Origin of the sequence: Mycolicibacterium mageritense (assembly GCF_010727475.1) — a bacterium.
Classification (GTDB): domain Bacteria; phylum Actinomycetota; class Actinomycetes; order Mycobacteriales; family Mycobacteriaceae; genus Mycobacterium; species Mycobacterium mageritense.
In genome coordinates this window covers 6,916,153-6,931,541 of record NZ_AP022567.1, presented here as the reverse complement: position 1 = coordinate 6,931,541, position 15,389 = coordinate 6,916,153, and the positions used below count along the sequence as shown (strand labels likewise).

Below are 15,389 nucleotides of genomic sequence, written 5' to 3'. Positions count from 1 at the left end.
GGGATACGACCGCGGGGAGGCGACGTGAACGACGGGCTCGATGTGATGCATTGGGGGGCAAGGTCTCTGGTCGCGATATCGGCGACCGTCCTGGTGGGCTGCTCCGCGGCGACCGATTCGGCGCCCCCACCGGCACCGCAGGCGCAGGCGGCAGCCGCCCCGAGTGCTGCGCGTCCGGAAGTCTCGCCCGGGCCCGCGCCCGCGCAGCCGCGACTCGCGGAAGACCCCGCGAGGCTTGCCGACGACCTTGTCGCCGATGAGCGGGCACTGCGTGATCCGGCCGCACCGGAGCCGGTATTGGCCGCCGCGGCCCGACGCCAGCAGGCGGCCTACCGGGCCATCGGCCGCCATCCCGAATGGGATGAGGTCACGCGTCCCCGCATCCCAGCGGTTCTGCTGCCGCTCTACGACCGCAACGTCGAGGCGCGTCGGCACTTGGACAGCCTGCTCACCGCCGATGTGTTGGACACGGTTCCCGCCTGGCGCATCGATCCGCCGGCCCCGGCTCACGAACTGCTTCATTACTACCGCGAAGCCGATACGGCGACGGGTGTCGGCTGGAACTACCTCGCGGCCATCAACTTCGTCGAGACCACGTTCGGCCGCATCGTCGGCCCGAGTTCGGCCGGCGCGCAGGGCCCCATGCAGTTCCTCCCGTCGACGTTTGCCGCCTACGGCGACGGCGGCGACATCCACGCGCCCCGCGACAGCATCATGGCCGCCGGTCGCAAGCTGGCCGCCAACGGCTTCGGGCACGACCGCGATGGCGCGATCTACGCCTACAACCACTCGGACGACTACGTGCGGGCCGTCACCGACTATGCCTTGATCCTGGAGGCCGACCCGGCGGCATTCACCGGTTACTACCGGTGGGAGATCTACTACCGCACGACCGCCGGCGACGTCCTGCTGCCGGTCGGTTATCGGGCGCCCGCGCCGATCCCGGTCGCCGAATACCTGGCAACCCACCCTCAGTGAAACGCTGCGACGGCGTCGATCCGGTGTGACGTAACCACCCACGCGAGGCGCGCGCAGCGGCTACCGTGCGAATCATCCGCATCGGACCGGTGCGGTATCGCTGGTCGGGACCAAGCCTGCGATGAGGAGATGCCGAGTGGACAGCGGTGCGGTGGAGCGTCGGCAGGCGCGCACACTCGACGAGTCCCAACTGGTCGATCTCGACGAACCAGACCGCCCCGTCGTCGACTTCCTCCGGGCCACGCCCGGCCGGATCGCGGTGATGGCCGTCGTGCTCGTGGCCGCGGTACTGGCCGTGGGGGTGAGCGCCTCGACGACGGTGTCGGACAAGCAACAGGGTCTGGGCAATCTGCGCTCGCACACCGAGCCACTGGCCGATGCCGCGCAACGGATCTACAGCGCGCTGTCGTCGGCCAACACGACCGCGGCCACCGCGTTTCTGGCCGGCGGCGTCGAACCGCGCGACGTCCGCGACCGCTACGACGCCGCAATCGGGCAGGCGTCCGCGGGCCTGGTCACCGCGTCGAACGGCGTGTCGCCCAACGACATCCACTCGCTGACGTTGCTGACCGACCTGTCCAACCAGTTGGCCGTCTACACCGGGGTGATGGCGACAGCGCGGACGAGCAACCGCGATGGTCGCCCCATCGGCGTTGCCTACCTCGGCGGATCCTCCTCGCTGCTGCAGCAGTCCATCCTGCCGGACGCCGAGCAGTTGTACCGGAACCAGGCCGACGCCGTCACAGCGTCGGAACGCGCGGTCGGTCCGTCGTACGCGGTGATCGCCGGGGCCCTCGTCGCGGTGGGGCTTTTGGTGCTCGCGCAGGTGTTCCTCGCCAGGCACAGTCATCGGCGGATCAACCCCGGACTGGTGCTGGCGTCGGTGCTCATGACGGTGCTCGCGGTCTGGCTGACCGGCGCCGGGGTGGTGGCGTCGCGCGCTGCCGGCGCCGCCCATACCGGGGCCGGTGCGCCGATGGACGTCGCGGTGACCACCCGGATCCTCGTTCAGCAAGCCCGTGCCGACGAGATCCTCGGCCTGCTCAAGCGGGGTTCCGACACCGAATCGGATGTCAGATTCGATGAGCGGACCGCACAGGTGGCGGCATTGCTCGAAAAGCACCCCGTAGACGGAACCCGGGATGCCCTGCAGCGCTGGCTGACTGCGCACGACGAGATCCGGAACAAGCTGGGCGCGGGCGACTTTCCGGGCGCGGTGGCGATCGCTCGAGACGCCGGGCCAGGGGGTTCGACGGCCCATTTCACGCGGTTGGATCAGGCTTTGGGGAATGACATCGCGCGACTACGAGAGCGCCAGCGCGACGGGATAACCCGTGCGTACGTGGCGTTGAGCGCGCTTCCGGCCGGTGCGGCGGCCATCAGCGTGCTGGCAGCGCTCGCGGTTGCCGCGGGCGTCGCACCACGGCTGAACGAGTACCACTGATGCGTGCCGCCACCGGAGTCCTCGCCGTCGCAGCGGCACTGCTGACGGGATGTTCGACAGTGCAACCGCTGGTCGAGGTGCCTGCCTCGCTAACGACCCTGCCGCTGCCCAGCGGCGCAGTCGTCGCGCCGTCCGTTTCGGGCGAGGCGGTCGAGAGTTGTGACGCCACAGCCAGTTTGCGTCCGTCGTCGGCACCCGCGCCGACGGTGGAAGCGATCCGGCGCCGCGGCCGGGTGATCGTGGGTATCGATCAGAACACCGACCCACTCAGTTTCCGTGACCCGGTGACGGGCGAGTTGCGGGGATTTTCGGTCGACCTGTCCCGTGAGATCGCCCGGGATCTGGTCGGTGATCCCGACAAGGTGGACTTTCGCCTGCTGACGGAGCCGGAGCGGATTCCGGCGGTACAGCACAAGATCGTCGACATCCTGACGAAGGCGACGTCGATCACGTGTCCCCGGGCCGAGCTGATCGCGTTCTCCACGGTGTATTTCGAAGGGCATCAACGCCTGCTGGTCCCACGAGGCTCGGCGGTGCGGGGACCGGCCGACCTGGCCGACAAGCGCGTGTGCTCGGGGCTCGCGACGACATCCATCGCCACGGTCGCCCGGGTCGCTCCGAGAGCGAACATCGTCGGCATGCAGAATTTCGACGACTGCCTGGTCGCGCTTCAGCAGGGCCAGGTGGACGCGGTCAGCACCGACGATGCGCTGCTGGTCGGCATGGCCATGCAGGATCCCAATCTCGAGATCGTCGGTCCTGGCCTGGAGAACGAGCCATACGGCATCGGGGTCAACAAGGCCGAGGAGGATCTGGTCCGCGCGGTCAACGCGAGTCTGGAACGGATCCGTCGCGACGGGACGTGGGAGGCGTTGTACCGCAGGTGGTTCAGCATGCTCGGCCCGGCTCCGAGCCCGCCGACACCGAAGTACCGGGACTGACATGGCTCGTGACGAGGGCACGCGCGCCGTCCTGGTGACCGAATCCGGGCCGACCAAGGTCGAGCCCACCCGCCCGCGGCTGCGCACCGGCCGGCGGCGGATCGGCGATGGCCTTGTCGAGATCCCGATTCGGGAGGACATCGAGCCCGCCACTGCGATCCTGACCAATCCCGTTGTCGCCGAGTCGAAACGGGACTGCGGCAACTGCGGTCGGCCGGTCGGCCGGGGGAGCGCGGGCCGGCCCGGACCCACCGACGGCGTGTGTCCGCACTGTGGCGCACTGTTCTCCTTCTCACCACAACTGGAGGCGGGGGAGCTCGTCGCCGGTCAGTACGACGTCCAGGGCTGCATCGCCCACGGCGGCGTCGGCTGGATCTATCTGGCGATCGACCGCAATGTGAGCGACCGGTGGGTTGTGCTCAAAGGCCTGCTTCAGCCCGGGGGCGAGCAGTCGCAGGCCATCGCTGTCGCCGAACGGCAGTTCCTTGCGATGGTCAACCACCCCGGCATCGTCAAGATCTACAACTTCGTCGAACATCCCGGGTTCGACGGGCGCCCTGTCGGCTACATCGTGATGGAGTACATCGGCGGCACCACGTTGGAAGCGATCCTGGCGAAGCAGCGGGCGGCCGGTGGTGACGACAAGCGGATGATGCCTGTCGAGCAGGCGCTCGGCTATGTGCTGGACGCGCTGCCGGCGTTGTCCTACCTGCACTCGCTCGGCCTGGTCTACAACGATCTCAAGCCCGAGAACATCATGCTGACCGAGGACAACATCGAGCTGATCGACATGGGTGCGGTATCGGGTATCGGCGACTTCGGATACATCTATGGCACCAAGGGTTTTCAAGCGCCCGAGATCGTCAGAACAGGCCCGACGGTAGCCTCCGACGTGTACACGGTGGGCCGCACGCTGGCCAAGCTGACCGTCGACCTGGCAGGTGACCGCTATGCCGAGTCGCTGCCCGCCCGCGACGAGGTGCCGCTGTTCGAACGCTACGAGTCCTTCTACCGGCTTCTGGTGCGTGCAACCAATCCTCACCCGGCGCAACGCTTCTCGTCGGTCGATGAGATGGCTGACCAGTGCAAGGGTGTCCTGCACGAGATCCTTGCCGAGCAAACGGGCTCGCCGAGCCCGCGCGTATCAAAGCTGTTCAGTGTGCCACGGTCAACCTTCGGTGCCGACCTGGCGCTGCGGCGCACCGATGTTTTCGTCGACGGGCGCCGCCGCACCGCGAGGCTGCGTGCGCGAGACGTCGCTCACGCCCTGCCGAAGCCGATACCCGTCGAGGAATCGGATGACGACTGGCGTGAGGACTGGGCCGAGGGGGTCTCGGGGCTGGAAGCCGGACAGCCCGATAGGGCATTGACGAGCTTCGAGCGGGTGATTGGCCTGCTTCCCGGTGAATCGGCACCCAAGCTTGCGGCCGCGGCGGCGGCCGAACTCATGCTCGACGCGGGTGATGTCGAGGACAGACAACGATTGCGGCTCTTGGCCGAGAGGTACTACCGAACGCTGTGGCGCACCGACCCGGCGATGGTGAACGCCGCGTTCGGCCTGGCGCGCCTGCTCGCCGGCCGTGGCGACCGGGCCGGCGCGATCAGCGTGCTCGAGCAGGTGCCGCTGACCTCGCGCCACTACGGCGAGGCGCAACTGACGTCGGTGGTCATGTTGCTCGACGGCCGCCCATGTGCCGACATCACCGAGGAAGACCTGCGCGACGCCGCGCACCGGGTGAGCCGTCTGACCGAGACCGAACCACGGGCCCTGCAGATCCGTGCGCTCGTGCTCGGCATCGCGCTCGACTGGCTCGAATCGGGCGTTGCCGCACCTGCCGACGATCCGATCTTCGGTCATCCCTTCGACCAGCGGGGGCTGCGCGAGGGCATCGAGGAGGCGCTACGGGAACTGGCGCGCCACTCGCCGCGTCGTCGGCATCGCTACACCCTGGTCGATGTCGCGAATGCGATCAGACCGCCGAGCTGGCTCTGAGAACGGCACGGCAGCCTCGCCGCCGACCTGATTATTCGCTGAGAATTACCGTTTAGATAGACCACCTTCCAAGTTACCGATATATCGTGATATTGACGCGATATGGCGTCGAACTGTTACGGCAGGACATCACACGGTAGGGAGACGGACATGTTTCACGGAGGATTGCCCGGTGGATTCGGTTTCGGCGCGCCAGGTTTCGGGCCGTTCGGCGGTCCGGGATTCGGCGGCGGATTCGGTGGACCCGGATTCGGGCCCGGTTTCGGCGGAGGCTTCGGTGGCCACTTCGGCCCCGGATTCGGCGGACGCGGCAAGCTGGCGGCCGCCGCCACCGCAGCTCTGCTGCTCGACGGGCCGGCTGACGCGGCCGAGATCACGCGGCGCGTGACCGAGGCGACCGGTGGCGCGTTCACACCGCCCGAAGGTGCCGCGGAGGTCGGTATCGGCCTGCTGGCCGGGCGTGGGGCCGTCACGGTCGAAGACGGCGTTGCCACGCTGACCGAGTTCGGCGAGAACATCCTGGCCTGGAAGGGCATCAACAGCGACACCGCACACGCGTTCCTGGCGCAGGCGGCGAAGTTCACCGGCGTGCTCAAGCTCCGCAAGGAACTCTTCGAGGTCGCCGGTCTCGCCCGCACGATCATGTGGACGGGCAACGACGAACAGAAGGAGAAGCTCGAGGAGGCCAGGACCAAGATCCTGACCGCCGTCACCGAGGCGAAGCAGTCGCTCTACGCGGTGCTCGCACAGAGCTGACCTCACGCATCCGACGCGGCCGCACCGCACGGTGCGGCCGCACGGATGCTGTTTTTGCCGAACCCGATTCGACCGCAGCCGATCGGCGTAGCTTGAGTTTCTGCTCCCCGAGCCCGGCTGAACGAAGGGGCGAACCATGGCGGACGTCGATTGTTGCGTGGTGGGCGCGGGCTTCGCCGGCTTGACTGCCGCGCTGCGGTTGAAGCAGGCGGGCCGCTCCGTGGCGCTCCTCGAAGCGCGAGACCGCGTCGGCGGCCGGACCTTCACCGAGGTGCTCCCGGACGGCACCTGGATCGACCGTGGCGGGGCGTGGATCGGTCCGGGCCAGGATCGCATCAAGGCTCTGATGGCCGAATACGGTGTCGTCGAGTACAAGCAGTACGTCGACGGCGACGCGATGATGATCGTCGACGGCAAAAAGCACCGATACGCGGGCACCATTCCCTGGTCGATGAACCCGTGGGCCATCGCCAACCTGGGCGCCGGGCTGCTCGAAGTCGGCCACATGTGCAAGTCGGTCCCGTTCGAGGCGCCGTGGACCGCGAAGAGGGCCGCGGAATGGGACCGAATCACCGTGGGGGAGTGAATCACCGGTCATGTGCGCGCCAAGCAGGCGCGCGAGATGCTCGACATGGCGCTGGCCGGCATCTACACGTCGGCAGCCTCGGAGGTGTCGTTGCTGTGGGCGCTGCACCAGATGGGGTCGGGCGGTGGCCCGGTGTTCGTCATATCCAACAAGGGCGGCGCGCAGGACGCCCGGGTGCGTGGTGGCATGAGTGCCGTCTATGGCCCGATGGCGGCCGAACTGGGTGCCGCACTGCAGCTTTCGCGGCCCGTGCGCCTCATCGAGCAGGACTGCGACGGCGTCACCGTGCACGCCGGTGACGCGACGATACGGGCGCGCCAAGCCATCGTCGCTGTGCCACTGGCAGTCGCGCACCAGATCGCCTACGAACCCATGCTGCCCGTGGACCGGATGTTTCTCCATCACCGCATGCCGAGTGGCGCGGTCTTCAAGATCTCGGTGGTCTACGAAACCGCGTTCTGGCGTACCGACGGGCTCTGCGGGCAGTCGGCCGCGCCCGGCAGTCCGGCGACGCTGACGATCGACGCCTGCACCGACACCGGGGTTCCGGGCGTCATGTGCGTCATCACCGAAGGGCCCGCGGCGCGTCGACTCGGGAGCCTCGACGCCGCGGAGCGCAGATCCGTGGTGATCGGTGAACTGGTCGATCGGTTCGGCCCGAGGGCCCGGTCCCCGTTGAGTTATCACGAACAGAACTGGACGGTGGAACGCTATTCGGGTGGCGGCATGATCAGTCACGCACCTCCCGGTGTACTCACCGAGTTCGGCCACACGCTGCGGGAGGTGTGCGGGCGAATCCACTGGGCCGGGACGGAGAGCTCGGCTGTCATGTGCGGCTGGATCGATGGTGCGGTTCGGTCGGGTGAACGCGCCGCTGCCGAGGTGATGGCGGCTGAAAGCGTTGCAGCAGTGTAAATCTGCGTTGGCTGGTGGCTATCCGCCTCGGCCCGTGCCGTGCTGCACGGCATATCTGGTGCACGGGTGCTGACACGCCTGGTTGGCGCCGGGCAGCACGTGGTGGGAGACGTCGGCGCCGGAACGGATGGTCACAGCCGCAATGACACCGCCACATCCGGCCACCGCCGCGGCGATGAGCATCGCCGTCACATAGCCGTGGCCAAGAGGTTCTCCGGCACCTGACCGGATCCCCGCAGCAACCGGCAACACAGCAACGGCGAGCAACCCGGCGAGCCGGGCAACGGCGTTGTTGACGCCCGATGCCGTCCCCGCCTGGCTCTCCGGAACGGCAGACAGGACGGCGGCGGTCAACGGGGTGACGGTGACCATCAACCCGACGCCGAACACGACGACTGCGGGCAGCACCACTGCGAGATACGACACCCCCGGGACGATCCGGGCCATCAACGCCAGACCCGCCGCGGCGATGAGCGGACCCACCGTCATGGGCAATCGAGGGCCGGTGCGCTGAGCCAGGGCGCCGGCCCACGGAGACCCGATCAGCATGATGACCGTGGTCGGCAGCGTCGCGACCCCAGCGAGCAACGCCGAATAATGCAGGCTCTGCTGTAGCTGCAGCGCCAGCAGGAACAGCGCACCGCCGAGCGCGGCGTAGACGGCGAACGTGGTCAGGTTCGCGCCGCTGAACTGGCGTGAACGGAACAGGCCGAATTGCAGAAGCGGTGCCTGGACCCGGAGCTCGATCACGACAAAGGCCACCAGCGCGACGACGCCGAGAGCTGCGGCCGCCACGGCGACCGGCGTCCAACCTCTGGACGGCACCTCGATGAGCGGGTAGATCACACCCCCGAGGCCGATCATGACTGCCACAGCGCCGGCGAGGTCTGCGCGGCCGGCGGCGGGAGCGGCCCGTGACTCGGGCACGTGCCGGATGGTTATCCACGCGGCCGCCACGGCCAGGGGAACATTCAGCAAGAAAACCCACCGCCAGGACGCGGCGTCGACGAGCCAACCACCGATGAACGGGCCGAGGGCCGAGGTGACACCAGACATACCGGCCCAGATGCCCACCGCCTGCGCCCTGTCGTCGTGCCGGATCCCGACGTCGATCAGGGCGAGGCTGCCGGGCACCAGGGCTGCCGCTCCCACACCCTGCAGCAGCCGGGCCGCGATCAACCAACCCACGGATGGGGATAAGCCACAGGCCACCGACGCCACGGTGAAAATCGCCAAGCCCACCACGAAGACCCGACGCCGGCCGTAGCGGTCTCCTGCCGCTCCGCCGGCCAGAAGCAACGCGCTGAGCGACAGCAGGTAGCCATCGAGCACCCATTGTTGGCCTGCCATCCCGGCACCTAGATCCCGCCCGATGGCAGGCAGCGCAACGTTGACGACAGTGCTGTCGAGAAATGCGATGCCCGAGCCGAGAACCGCTGCGGCAACGAGCCACCGCGCGGCGGGTGACGCCAACGCAACCCGGGACGGGCTCACCTCGGCCTCGTCTCCGGCGGGGCCGCTCGGCTCGTTCTCCACGGATCCATGATCGTCACCTCACCCTACGGCCGATGCGCAAACGGCGCAGCAACCGCGGCCGTGGGCGTAACGTTTGGAAAGTGTTCGGCTGCGGATGCCGCGGCCCGAGATCGTCGCGATGCACAACGGATCAGGAGATGTGTTTGTCGGGCATGCAATTCGGGATCTTCACGGTCGGAGACGTCACTGCAGATCCGACGACCGGTAAGACGCCTACCGAGGCCGAGCGGATCCGCGCCACGGTGGCGATCGCCAGGAAGGCCGAAGAGGTGGGTCTTGACGTGTTCGCCACCGGCGAGCATCACAACCCGCCGTTCGTACCGTCGTCGCCGACCACCCTCTTGGGTTATGTCGCAGCCCTGACCGAGCGCATCGTGCTGTCCACGTCGACCACGTTGATCACAACCAATGATCCGGTGAAGATCGCGGAGGATTTCAGTGTCCTGCAACACCTCTCGGGTGGCAGAGTCGACGTGATGCTCGGCCGTGGGAACACCGGGCCGGTGTACCCGTGGTTCGGCCAGGACATCCGAGCCGCAATCCCGTTGACCGTCGAGCACTACCGGCTGCTGCGGCGGCTGTGGCGGGAGGAGAGCGTCGACTGGAGCGGTGAATTCCGCACTCCGCTGCAGGGTTTCACGCTCGCGCCCCGACCGTTGGACGGTGTGCCGCCGTTCGTCTGGCACGGTTCGATCCGCACTCCCGAGGTGGCCGAGCTGGCGGCGTTCTACGGGGACGGGTTTTTCGCCAACCACATCTTCTGGCCACCGGCGCACACCAAGCGCATGGTGCAGCTGTACCGGCAGAGATTCGAACACTACGGGCACGGCAGCGCCGATCAGGCCATCGTGGGACTTGGCGGGCAGGTCTTCATGCGCCCCAACAGCCAGGATGCGATCGCGGAGTTCCGCCCCTACTTCGACAACGCTCCGGTGTACGGCCACGGGCCCAGCTTGGAAGAGTTCGCCGCCGAGACGCCGCTGACGGTCGGGTCGCCGCAGCAGGTGATCGACCGGACCTTGAGTTTCCGTGAGTACGCCGGCGACTACCAACGGCAGTTGTTTCTCGTCGACCACGCCGGCCTGCCGTTGAAAGTGGTGCTGGAGCAGCTCGACCTGCTGGGTGAAGAAGTGATCCCGGTGCTGCGCAAGGAGTTTGCGGTCGGTCGGCCGGATCATGTGCCGGACGCGCCGACACACGCCGCGCTTGTGGACGCGGCTGCGGGCGCGGGGGAGCGTGAGTCATGACGAAATTGGCGATCATCAGCGGCGGGCTGCGGGAACCGTCGTCGACCAGGCTTCTGGCCGATCGCATCACAGCCGCAGTGGAGTCGTCGGCCGCTGATCGGAACCTCACGGTGAGTGCGACGGTGATCGAGCTGCGACCGCTGGCCCGCGCCATCGTGGACGCGATGCTGTCCGGATTCCCGTCCGACGAACTGAATTCTGCGTTCGAGGCGATCGCAAACGCTGACGGCGTGATCGCCGTGACGCCGGCATTCAATGCCTCGTTCAGCGGACTGTTCAAGTCGTTTTTCGATGTGCTGCCCGAAGAAGCGCTGTCGGACATGCCGGTGCTGATCGCGGCGACCGGCGGCACCGAGCGTCATTCGCTGGTCCTGGAACATGCACTGCGGCCGATGTTCTCGTATCTGCACGCGGTGGTGTCGCCGACCGGTGTCTACGCCGCGACCGACGATTTCGGCGCGTACGGCTCCGACCTGTCCAAGCGGATCGGCAAAGCGGCCGACGACTTCACGCGGCTCTTGCAGGCGTGCGGTCAGCGCGTTCGGCGCGATGTTTTCGCCGAGGAGCTGACCGAAATGGAGCAGCTGTTGGCGGGCTGGCGGCCGCGAAACGGCGGCGACACGGTCGAGGACTGACTTATTCGCCCGACTGCGTGACCCCGCGCACCACTGCGACGCACAGGTCGGCACACACAGTGGCCAGTTCGTGGCTGCTTTCCTGCGGATCGGCGAGCCAGGTCTCGATCAGGTGGTTCACGCCGCCGACCATGAAACGCGCACTGCGGCGAAGTTCGGCCTCGCGGGGGGTCTCGGTACTGAGCACCGAAGGGGCGAGCCGGACGATCAGATCGGCGACCATCTCCAGGATGTGCGTGCGGTGCTCGGCCAGCCCTGCGACGCTGCTGACGTCGCCGGTGGCGATGCGGTGGATGTGCGGGTCGGCGGCGATGATGTCGAGGAAGGCCGTGAGGGCCGACGTGAGTTTGTCGGCGAGGGTGCCCGGATCGCCGACGCCGGCGGTCACCAGCGCGTTGATCAGTTCGTCGCGCACGTCGTCGGAGATCGCGAACAGCAGCGCCTCCCGGTTGGGAAACTGCTCGTAGAAGTAGCGCGAGGTCAGTCCGGCGGCCGTGCACACGCCGCGCACCGTCACCTCGGTGACACCGGATTCGCCCCAGATCTGCCTGCCCGCGGCGAGCAACTTGTTCCTGCGTTCGGTGCGGCGATCGGCCGCGCTGATGCCGCCGTAGCCGCGCACCACCTGTGCGCGCTTCATTGACAGCAGCCTACCTGCCCCTTAGATTCGGACTACACACGTAGTCAGTTGTGGTCTGGAGGTCACCGATGAACCAGCCCGTTCCCGCTCGCCATCCCGAACGTCCGCTACCGGTTCCGGCCGCCATCCGGACATTCGCCTTGACGCTGGGTATCGGCGAACCCGATCCTCAGCAGTGGCGCCGGCTGGGTGAGCGGCTGACCGTCGGCGACGCACCGATGGACCGCCTGGTCGACTGGATGTCGTCGGCGGGCATGGCGCATACGAAGCCGTTGTTCGAGCGGGCACTCGCCGAGGGCATCGCCAACGTGCCCGAAGCGCCGGAGCCGTTGCGCGAGTTCTTCATCTGCGCCGAAACGGTGCCGGATTGGGTGGACCCGGACAAGCTGCGCAAAGGGCAGCGCGCGCTGCAGCGAGGTGGGTCCGACGGCATGTCCGTCGCCCGTGACGTCTCACTGCTCGGTGGCTACCAGTTCTCCGGGTTCAACAAAACCCTGCTGCGCACAGGTGCTTTGGAGAAGGGCTCGAACAAGCGCTTCGCCGAGACCATGCAGTGGGCCATCGACGTCATCGCCGACGGTGGCCTCGAGCCCCTCGGGGTCGGGTACCGATCCACCCTGCACGTGCGCCTGATCCACGCGTTCGTGCGCAGGCACGTCGCGGCGCTGCCCGACTGGCGCGCCGACGAGTGGGGTCTGCCGGTCAACCAGACCGATATGGCCGCGACGCTGGTCGGTGCGCTGATCGCCCCACCGGTCGCCGCGCTCGGAATGGGAATCCTGCCTGCGCCAGGCGAACTCGACGCCATCGCACACCTGACCCGCTACGTCGGCTGGCTGATCGGGGTCGAGGACGAATGGCTGCCCCGCACCTTCCGGGACAGCATCCGCGTGCTCTATCACACGTCGACCGCCCTGGCGCGGCCCGACGAGACCACCCGGCAGCTGTCGGTTCCGATGGCCGGGGATCCGCTGACGTGGCACTACCGCGGTGCCCGGGGGCTGCGTCGCCGGCTGGCGTGGGCTCAGCACCTGTCGATCACGAGCGCCTTCCTCGGACCGAGCGCGATGCGTGTCCTCGGGCTGCCCGCCTACATGCCCCCGTGGTACCCGGTGCTGCGGTTGCCCGTCAACCTGGTGCGCAGCGCGGCCGCGATGGCGTTGCCGGGCGGTATGGACCGGGCCGCGGCCCGCGGCAGGCGCGAGCAGCGGGAGTTGCTGCGCACCATCACCGGCGGCGACGACGCCATGATCGGTGAGTCCGCGGCGCATGTGAGCAGCGCAGCGTGAGGTTGTGAGCGGTCCGGCGGCGTAACGAATCTGGCGGCCGCCCGAATTACAGAGTGGCAGCGTCGTGAAAACCCGCCGCCGTCTTGTCGTGCGGGCAAATCCCACTGATTGTGGGCACGCGTGGTCGAGGCACGTCAGAGTGTTTATGCTCCGGGCAATTGGGCACCCCGCAAAAATGCTGAAGCCAATCGCGTGCGCCGCCGTCGTGGCCGTCCCACTCATCGGGCTCGTCGCCTGCTCGAACCAATCGTCAGACGTCGGAGGCGAGCAGACCCCGGAAACCAGCGGCACCGCGACTGCCGCCGCACTGAAAACGGCCTTGAAGACCGCTGACGGCACCACTGTCGCCGACGCGTCCGTCGACTTCGCCGATGGCTATGCCACGGTCACCGTGCAGACGGTCGCAACCGGACTGCTCAGTCCAGGCTTCCACGGCTTGCGGATCCACTCGGTCGGCAAGTGCGAATCGGCCTCCGAGAACGGTGGCGGCGCCGACTTCGCCTCTGCCGGAAGCCCATTGCAGGTGAGTGGGCACAACACCTATCCCGCGAGCGGCGATCTGACCGACCTGCAGGTACGCCCGGATGGTGCGGCCAAGCTGGTCACCACCTCGGCCGATTTCACTGCCGAGGATCTGCGGAACGGCCAAGGCACCGCGCTTGTCGTCGAAGCCGGCCCGTCGGGTGGCGGCGCAACGTCCGCCGCCGGTTCGCAGGAGCGGATCGCCTGCGGCGTCCTCGCGGCAGGCACCTCCGAGACGACCTCGATCTCGACTTCGACCTCGACGTCCACGGTGACGACGACAGTCGTGCCAAGCGCTCCTGCGGGGCCGGCCATCTCTACGACGACCAGCCCGCCGGCAACCAGCAGCAGCCCGACCAGCCCGAGCACCAGCACGGTCACGATCACGGTGCCCTCGACCACCGTCACGACCACTCAGCCGCCGACGATCTCCGCCCCGCCCGGCGGACCCGCGGGCGGTTGAGCGCGCGAGAAGTCAGAGGGCTCAAGCACTTCGGTCGGCTACGAGCTCATCGACCCGAGGTAATAGGTTTCCTTGCCGGTCGGGTAGCCGCCACCGTCGGTCGCGATGTGCACGTGGTCGAAGTGGTTGGCGGTCTCGTTGCCGTAGTCCGCGGTCCAGCTGGGTGCGCCGATGCCGGGGTAGAAACCTTGGCGCCAGATCACGTGCAGCACGCCCCACCGCTCGGCGTTGGCCAGGGCGAACCCCGCGACCTGGTTACCGAGCGCGATGCCCTCGTCGGAGTGGTAGTCGGGGATCATCACGTCGATGGCCAACCCGTTGGGATGCCATTTCAACGGGTCTTGCCGGTACCCGCCGATGGTCTTGATCTCGGGGAACATCACGTTGATGGCACGGGCGACCCAGATGGTGTGGATCTGCAGGCCCTGCTCGGGCGTGATGCCCGCAGGTAGCGCGAATTGGAAGTCCCGGGCCGCGACCGGTGCACTGGCAGCTACCAGCTCGGCCTCCGCGGGGCTTGCGGTGGCAGGCGCGGACGGCACGCTCGTCGGCGCCGCTGCTGGGGTGCCTGCGCAGCACGCCGGCTTGGTGTCCTGGGCGTAGAACATCGCGGCAGAAACAGCGACCGAGGCCGCGAGAACCAGCCACCGGCCGCGACCGTTGGCTAACACATTTCTGCTCACGGTGTGCACCTTACTGTCGAGTCGGATCCGGCATGGCGATCTGCGCGATCTCGCACTGCCGACGCGGTTGGCGCTTCAGCGTGCCCGCGGGTGCCCATAGACTCGACGACATGGTGAAACCGGTGGTCGCGGTCGTTTTGGGGCTGCTGCTGAGCGCGTGCACGCGTGAGGTCGCCAACCCCCAGGCCAAACCGCAACCACCGGCTGCGCCGATCTCGGCCTTGCAGGTCGGCGACCTGCTGAGCCTCGACGTCCAGGACAAGGACGGCAATCTTTTCGTCACTGCAGCACCGGAACAGTGCACCGGCGTGGCCCGCGAGTCCGAGCCGCCCTTCATCGACAGCCACGGCCCGGTGGCCAGCGACGGCGGTCACTGGGCGACCACCGGCGCCGGCGGGGCCGAGGTGTACGTCGCCGAGATGGTCGCGGTCTTCCCGTCCGACTTCGACGCCCGCGATGCCCTCGGGGCGGCCCGCGAGACCATCGAGTCCTGTCACGGCACCCAGGTGACGGTCACCTCGATGAAAGGCCGTACCTACCTGTTCGACGTGCTGCCGCCGGTCCAGCCGGACCCGGAGAACACCGTGGTGTGGTCGCTGCGCTCGCAAGGATGGGATTGCGACAACGCGTTCATCGCGGCGCACAACGCGGCGATCGAGATCACCGGCTGCGGCACCGCCGGGGGATTCGACATCACGGCGGCAGCCCAGGGTGCGGCCAAGCGCATCGAAAATCTGGCGAACACCACCGCCTGACCCGCC

13 protein-coding genes and 1 pseudogene are annotated in these 15,389 nt (G+C 67.9%); 11 read left to right on the top strand and 3 right to left on the bottom strand.

What is annotated here, in order from left to right:
- Positions 1–45: 45 nt before the first annotated feature.
- From G6N67_RS33390 to G6N67_RS33365, 6 genes and pseudogenes are all read left to right on the top strand, one after another.
- Complete coding sequence (locus tag G6N67_RS33390) at positions 46–978, top strand: lytic transglycosylase domain-containing protein (RefSeq protein ID WP_036440655.1); 933 nt, start codon at positions 46–48, stop codon at positions 976–978.
- Positions 979–1,114: 136 nt separating this feature from the next.
- Positions 1,115–2,422, top strand: coding sequence for a GlnX family signal transduction membrane protein (locus G6N67_RS33385; protein WP_036439689.1), 1,308 nt, complete (start codon positions 1,115–1,117; stop codon positions 2,420–2,422).
- Entirely contained in the window at positions 2,422–3,363 is a 942-nt protein-coding gene (locus tag G6N67_RS33380; protein ID WP_036439691.1) for a glutamate ABC transporter substrate-binding protein, read from the top strand. Before G6N67_RS33385 ends, G6N67_RS33380 begins: the two co-directional genes overlap by 1 nt.
- Before the next feature lies 1 nt (position 3,364).
- On the top strand, positions 3,365–5,356 hold the full coding sequence (locus tag G6N67_RS33375; RefSeq protein WP_036439693.1) for a serine/threonine-protein kinase: 1,992 nt from the start codon (positions 3,365–3,367) through the stop codon (positions 5,354–5,356).
- A gap of 165 nt (positions 5,357–5,521) precedes the next feature.
- Entirely contained in the window at positions 5,522–6,112 is a 591-nt protein-coding gene (locus G6N67_RS33370) for a hypothetical protein (protein WP_036440658.1), read from the top strand.
- 136 nt (positions 6,113–6,248) lie between these two features.
- Positions 6,249–7,613 (top strand): annotated as a pseudogene (locus G6N67_RS33365) (flavin monoamine oxidase family protein).
- An 18-nt stretch (positions 7,614–7,631) separates the two neighbouring features.
- Here G6N67_RS33365 and G6N67_RS33360 read toward each other — a convergent pair.
- Positions 7,632–9,149 carry an MFS transporter gene (locus G6N67_RS33360; protein WP_407663296.1) on the bottom strand — a complete coding sequence of 506 codons (1,518 nt, stop codon included), beginning with the start codon at positions 9,147–9,149 and terminating at the stop codon, positions 7,632–7,634.
- Between the two features lie 152 nt (positions 9,150–9,301).
- On the opposite strand from G6N67_RS33360, the gene G6N67_RS33355 reads away from it, so the two are divergent.
- Both G6N67_RS33355 and G6N67_RS33350 read left to right on the top strand, forming a co-directional pair.
- On the top strand, positions 9,302–10,396 hold the full coding sequence (locus G6N67_RS33355; protein WP_036440664.1) for an LLM class flavin-dependent oxidoreductase: 1,095 nt from the start codon (positions 9,302–9,304) through the stop codon (positions 10,394–10,396).
- Complete coding sequence (locus tag G6N67_RS33350; RefSeq protein ID WP_036439695.1) at positions 10,393–11,031, top strand: FMN reductase; 639 nt, start codon at positions 10,393–10,395, stop codon at positions 11,029–11,031. Before G6N67_RS33355 ends, G6N67_RS33350 begins: the two co-directional genes overlap by 4 nt.
- 1 nt (position 11,032) lies before the next feature.
- Here G6N67_RS33350 and G6N67_RS33345 read toward each other — a convergent pair whose 3' ends face one another.
- Positions 11,033–11,671 carry a TetR/AcrR family transcriptional regulator gene (locus G6N67_RS33345; RefSeq protein WP_036439697.1) on the bottom strand — a complete coding sequence of 213 codons (639 nt, stop codon included), beginning with the start codon at positions 11,669–11,671 and terminating at the stop codon, positions 11,033–11,035.
- Between the two features lie 68 nt (positions 11,672–11,739).
- Between G6N67_RS33345 and G6N67_RS33340 the strand changes: the two genes are divergently transcribed.
- On the top strand, positions 11,740–12,960 hold the full coding sequence (locus tag G6N67_RS33340) for an oxygenase MpaB family protein (RefSeq protein WP_036439699.1): 1,221 nt from the start codon (positions 11,740–11,742) through the stop codon (positions 12,958–12,960).
- Between the two features lie 175 nt (positions 12,961–13,135).
- Positions 13,136–13,945 carry a superoxide dismutase family protein gene (locus G6N67_RS33335; RefSeq protein ID WP_036439701.1) on the top strand — a complete coding sequence of 270 codons (810 nt, stop codon included), beginning with the start codon at positions 13,136–13,138 and terminating at the stop codon, positions 13,943–13,945.
- A gap of 38 nt (positions 13,946–13,983) precedes the next feature.
- On the opposite strand, the gene G6N67_RS33330 is transcribed toward G6N67_RS33335, so the two are convergent.
- A complete protein-coding gene (locus G6N67_RS33330; RefSeq protein ID WP_230021478.1) occupies positions 13,984–14,655 on the bottom strand; it encodes a VldE C-terminal domain-containing protein in 672 nt (223 codons plus the stop codon).
- 83 nt (positions 14,656–14,738) lie between these two features.
- Here G6N67_RS33330 and G6N67_RS33325 point away from each other — a divergent pair, with 83 nt between their 5' ends.
- Complete coding sequence (locus tag G6N67_RS33325) at positions 14,739–15,383, top strand: sensor domain-containing protein (protein WP_036439703.1); 645 nt, start codon at positions 14,739–14,741, stop codon at positions 15,381–15,383.
- Positions 15,384–15,389 lie beyond the last annotated feature (6 nt).

Bases quoted from the DNA above. Each gene is read 5' to 3' on its own strand.
- G6N67_RS33390 (WP_036440655.1), top strand. From the start codon at position 46: ATGCATTGGGGGGCAAGGTCTCTGGTCGCGATATCGGCGACCGTCCTG.
- G6N67_RS33380 (WP_036439691.1), top strand. From the start codon at position 2,422: ATGCGTGCCGCCACCGGAGTCCTCGCCGTCGCAGCGGCACTGCTGACG.
- G6N67_RS33375 (WP_036439693.1), top strand. From the start codon at position 3,365: ATGGCTCGTGACGAGGGCACGCGCGCCGTCCTGGTGACCGAATCCGGG.
- G6N67_RS33355 (WP_036440664.1), top strand. From the start codon at position 9,302: ATGCAATTCGGGATCTTCACGGTCGGAGACGTCACTGCAGATCCGACG.
- G6N67_RS33350 (WP_036439695.1), top strand. From the start codon at position 10,393: ATGACGAAATTGGCGATCATCAGCGGCGGGCTGCGGGAACCGTCGTCG.
- G6N67_RS33345 (WP_036439697.1), bottom strand. From the start codon at position 11,671: ATGAAGCGCGCACAGGTGGTGCGCGGCTACGGCGGCATCAGCGCGGCC.
- G6N67_RS33340 (WP_036439699.1), top strand. From the start codon at position 11,740: ATGAACCAGCCCGTTCCCGCTCGCCATCCCGAACGTCCGCTACCGGTT.
- G6N67_RS33335 (WP_036439701.1), top strand. From the start codon at position 13,136: ATGCTGAAGCCAATCGCGTGCGCCGCCGTCGTGGCCGTCCCACTCATC.
- G6N67_RS33325 (WP_036439703.1), top strand. From the start codon at position 14,739: ATGGTGAAACCGGTGGTCGCGGTCGTTTTGGGGCTGCTGCTGAGCGCG.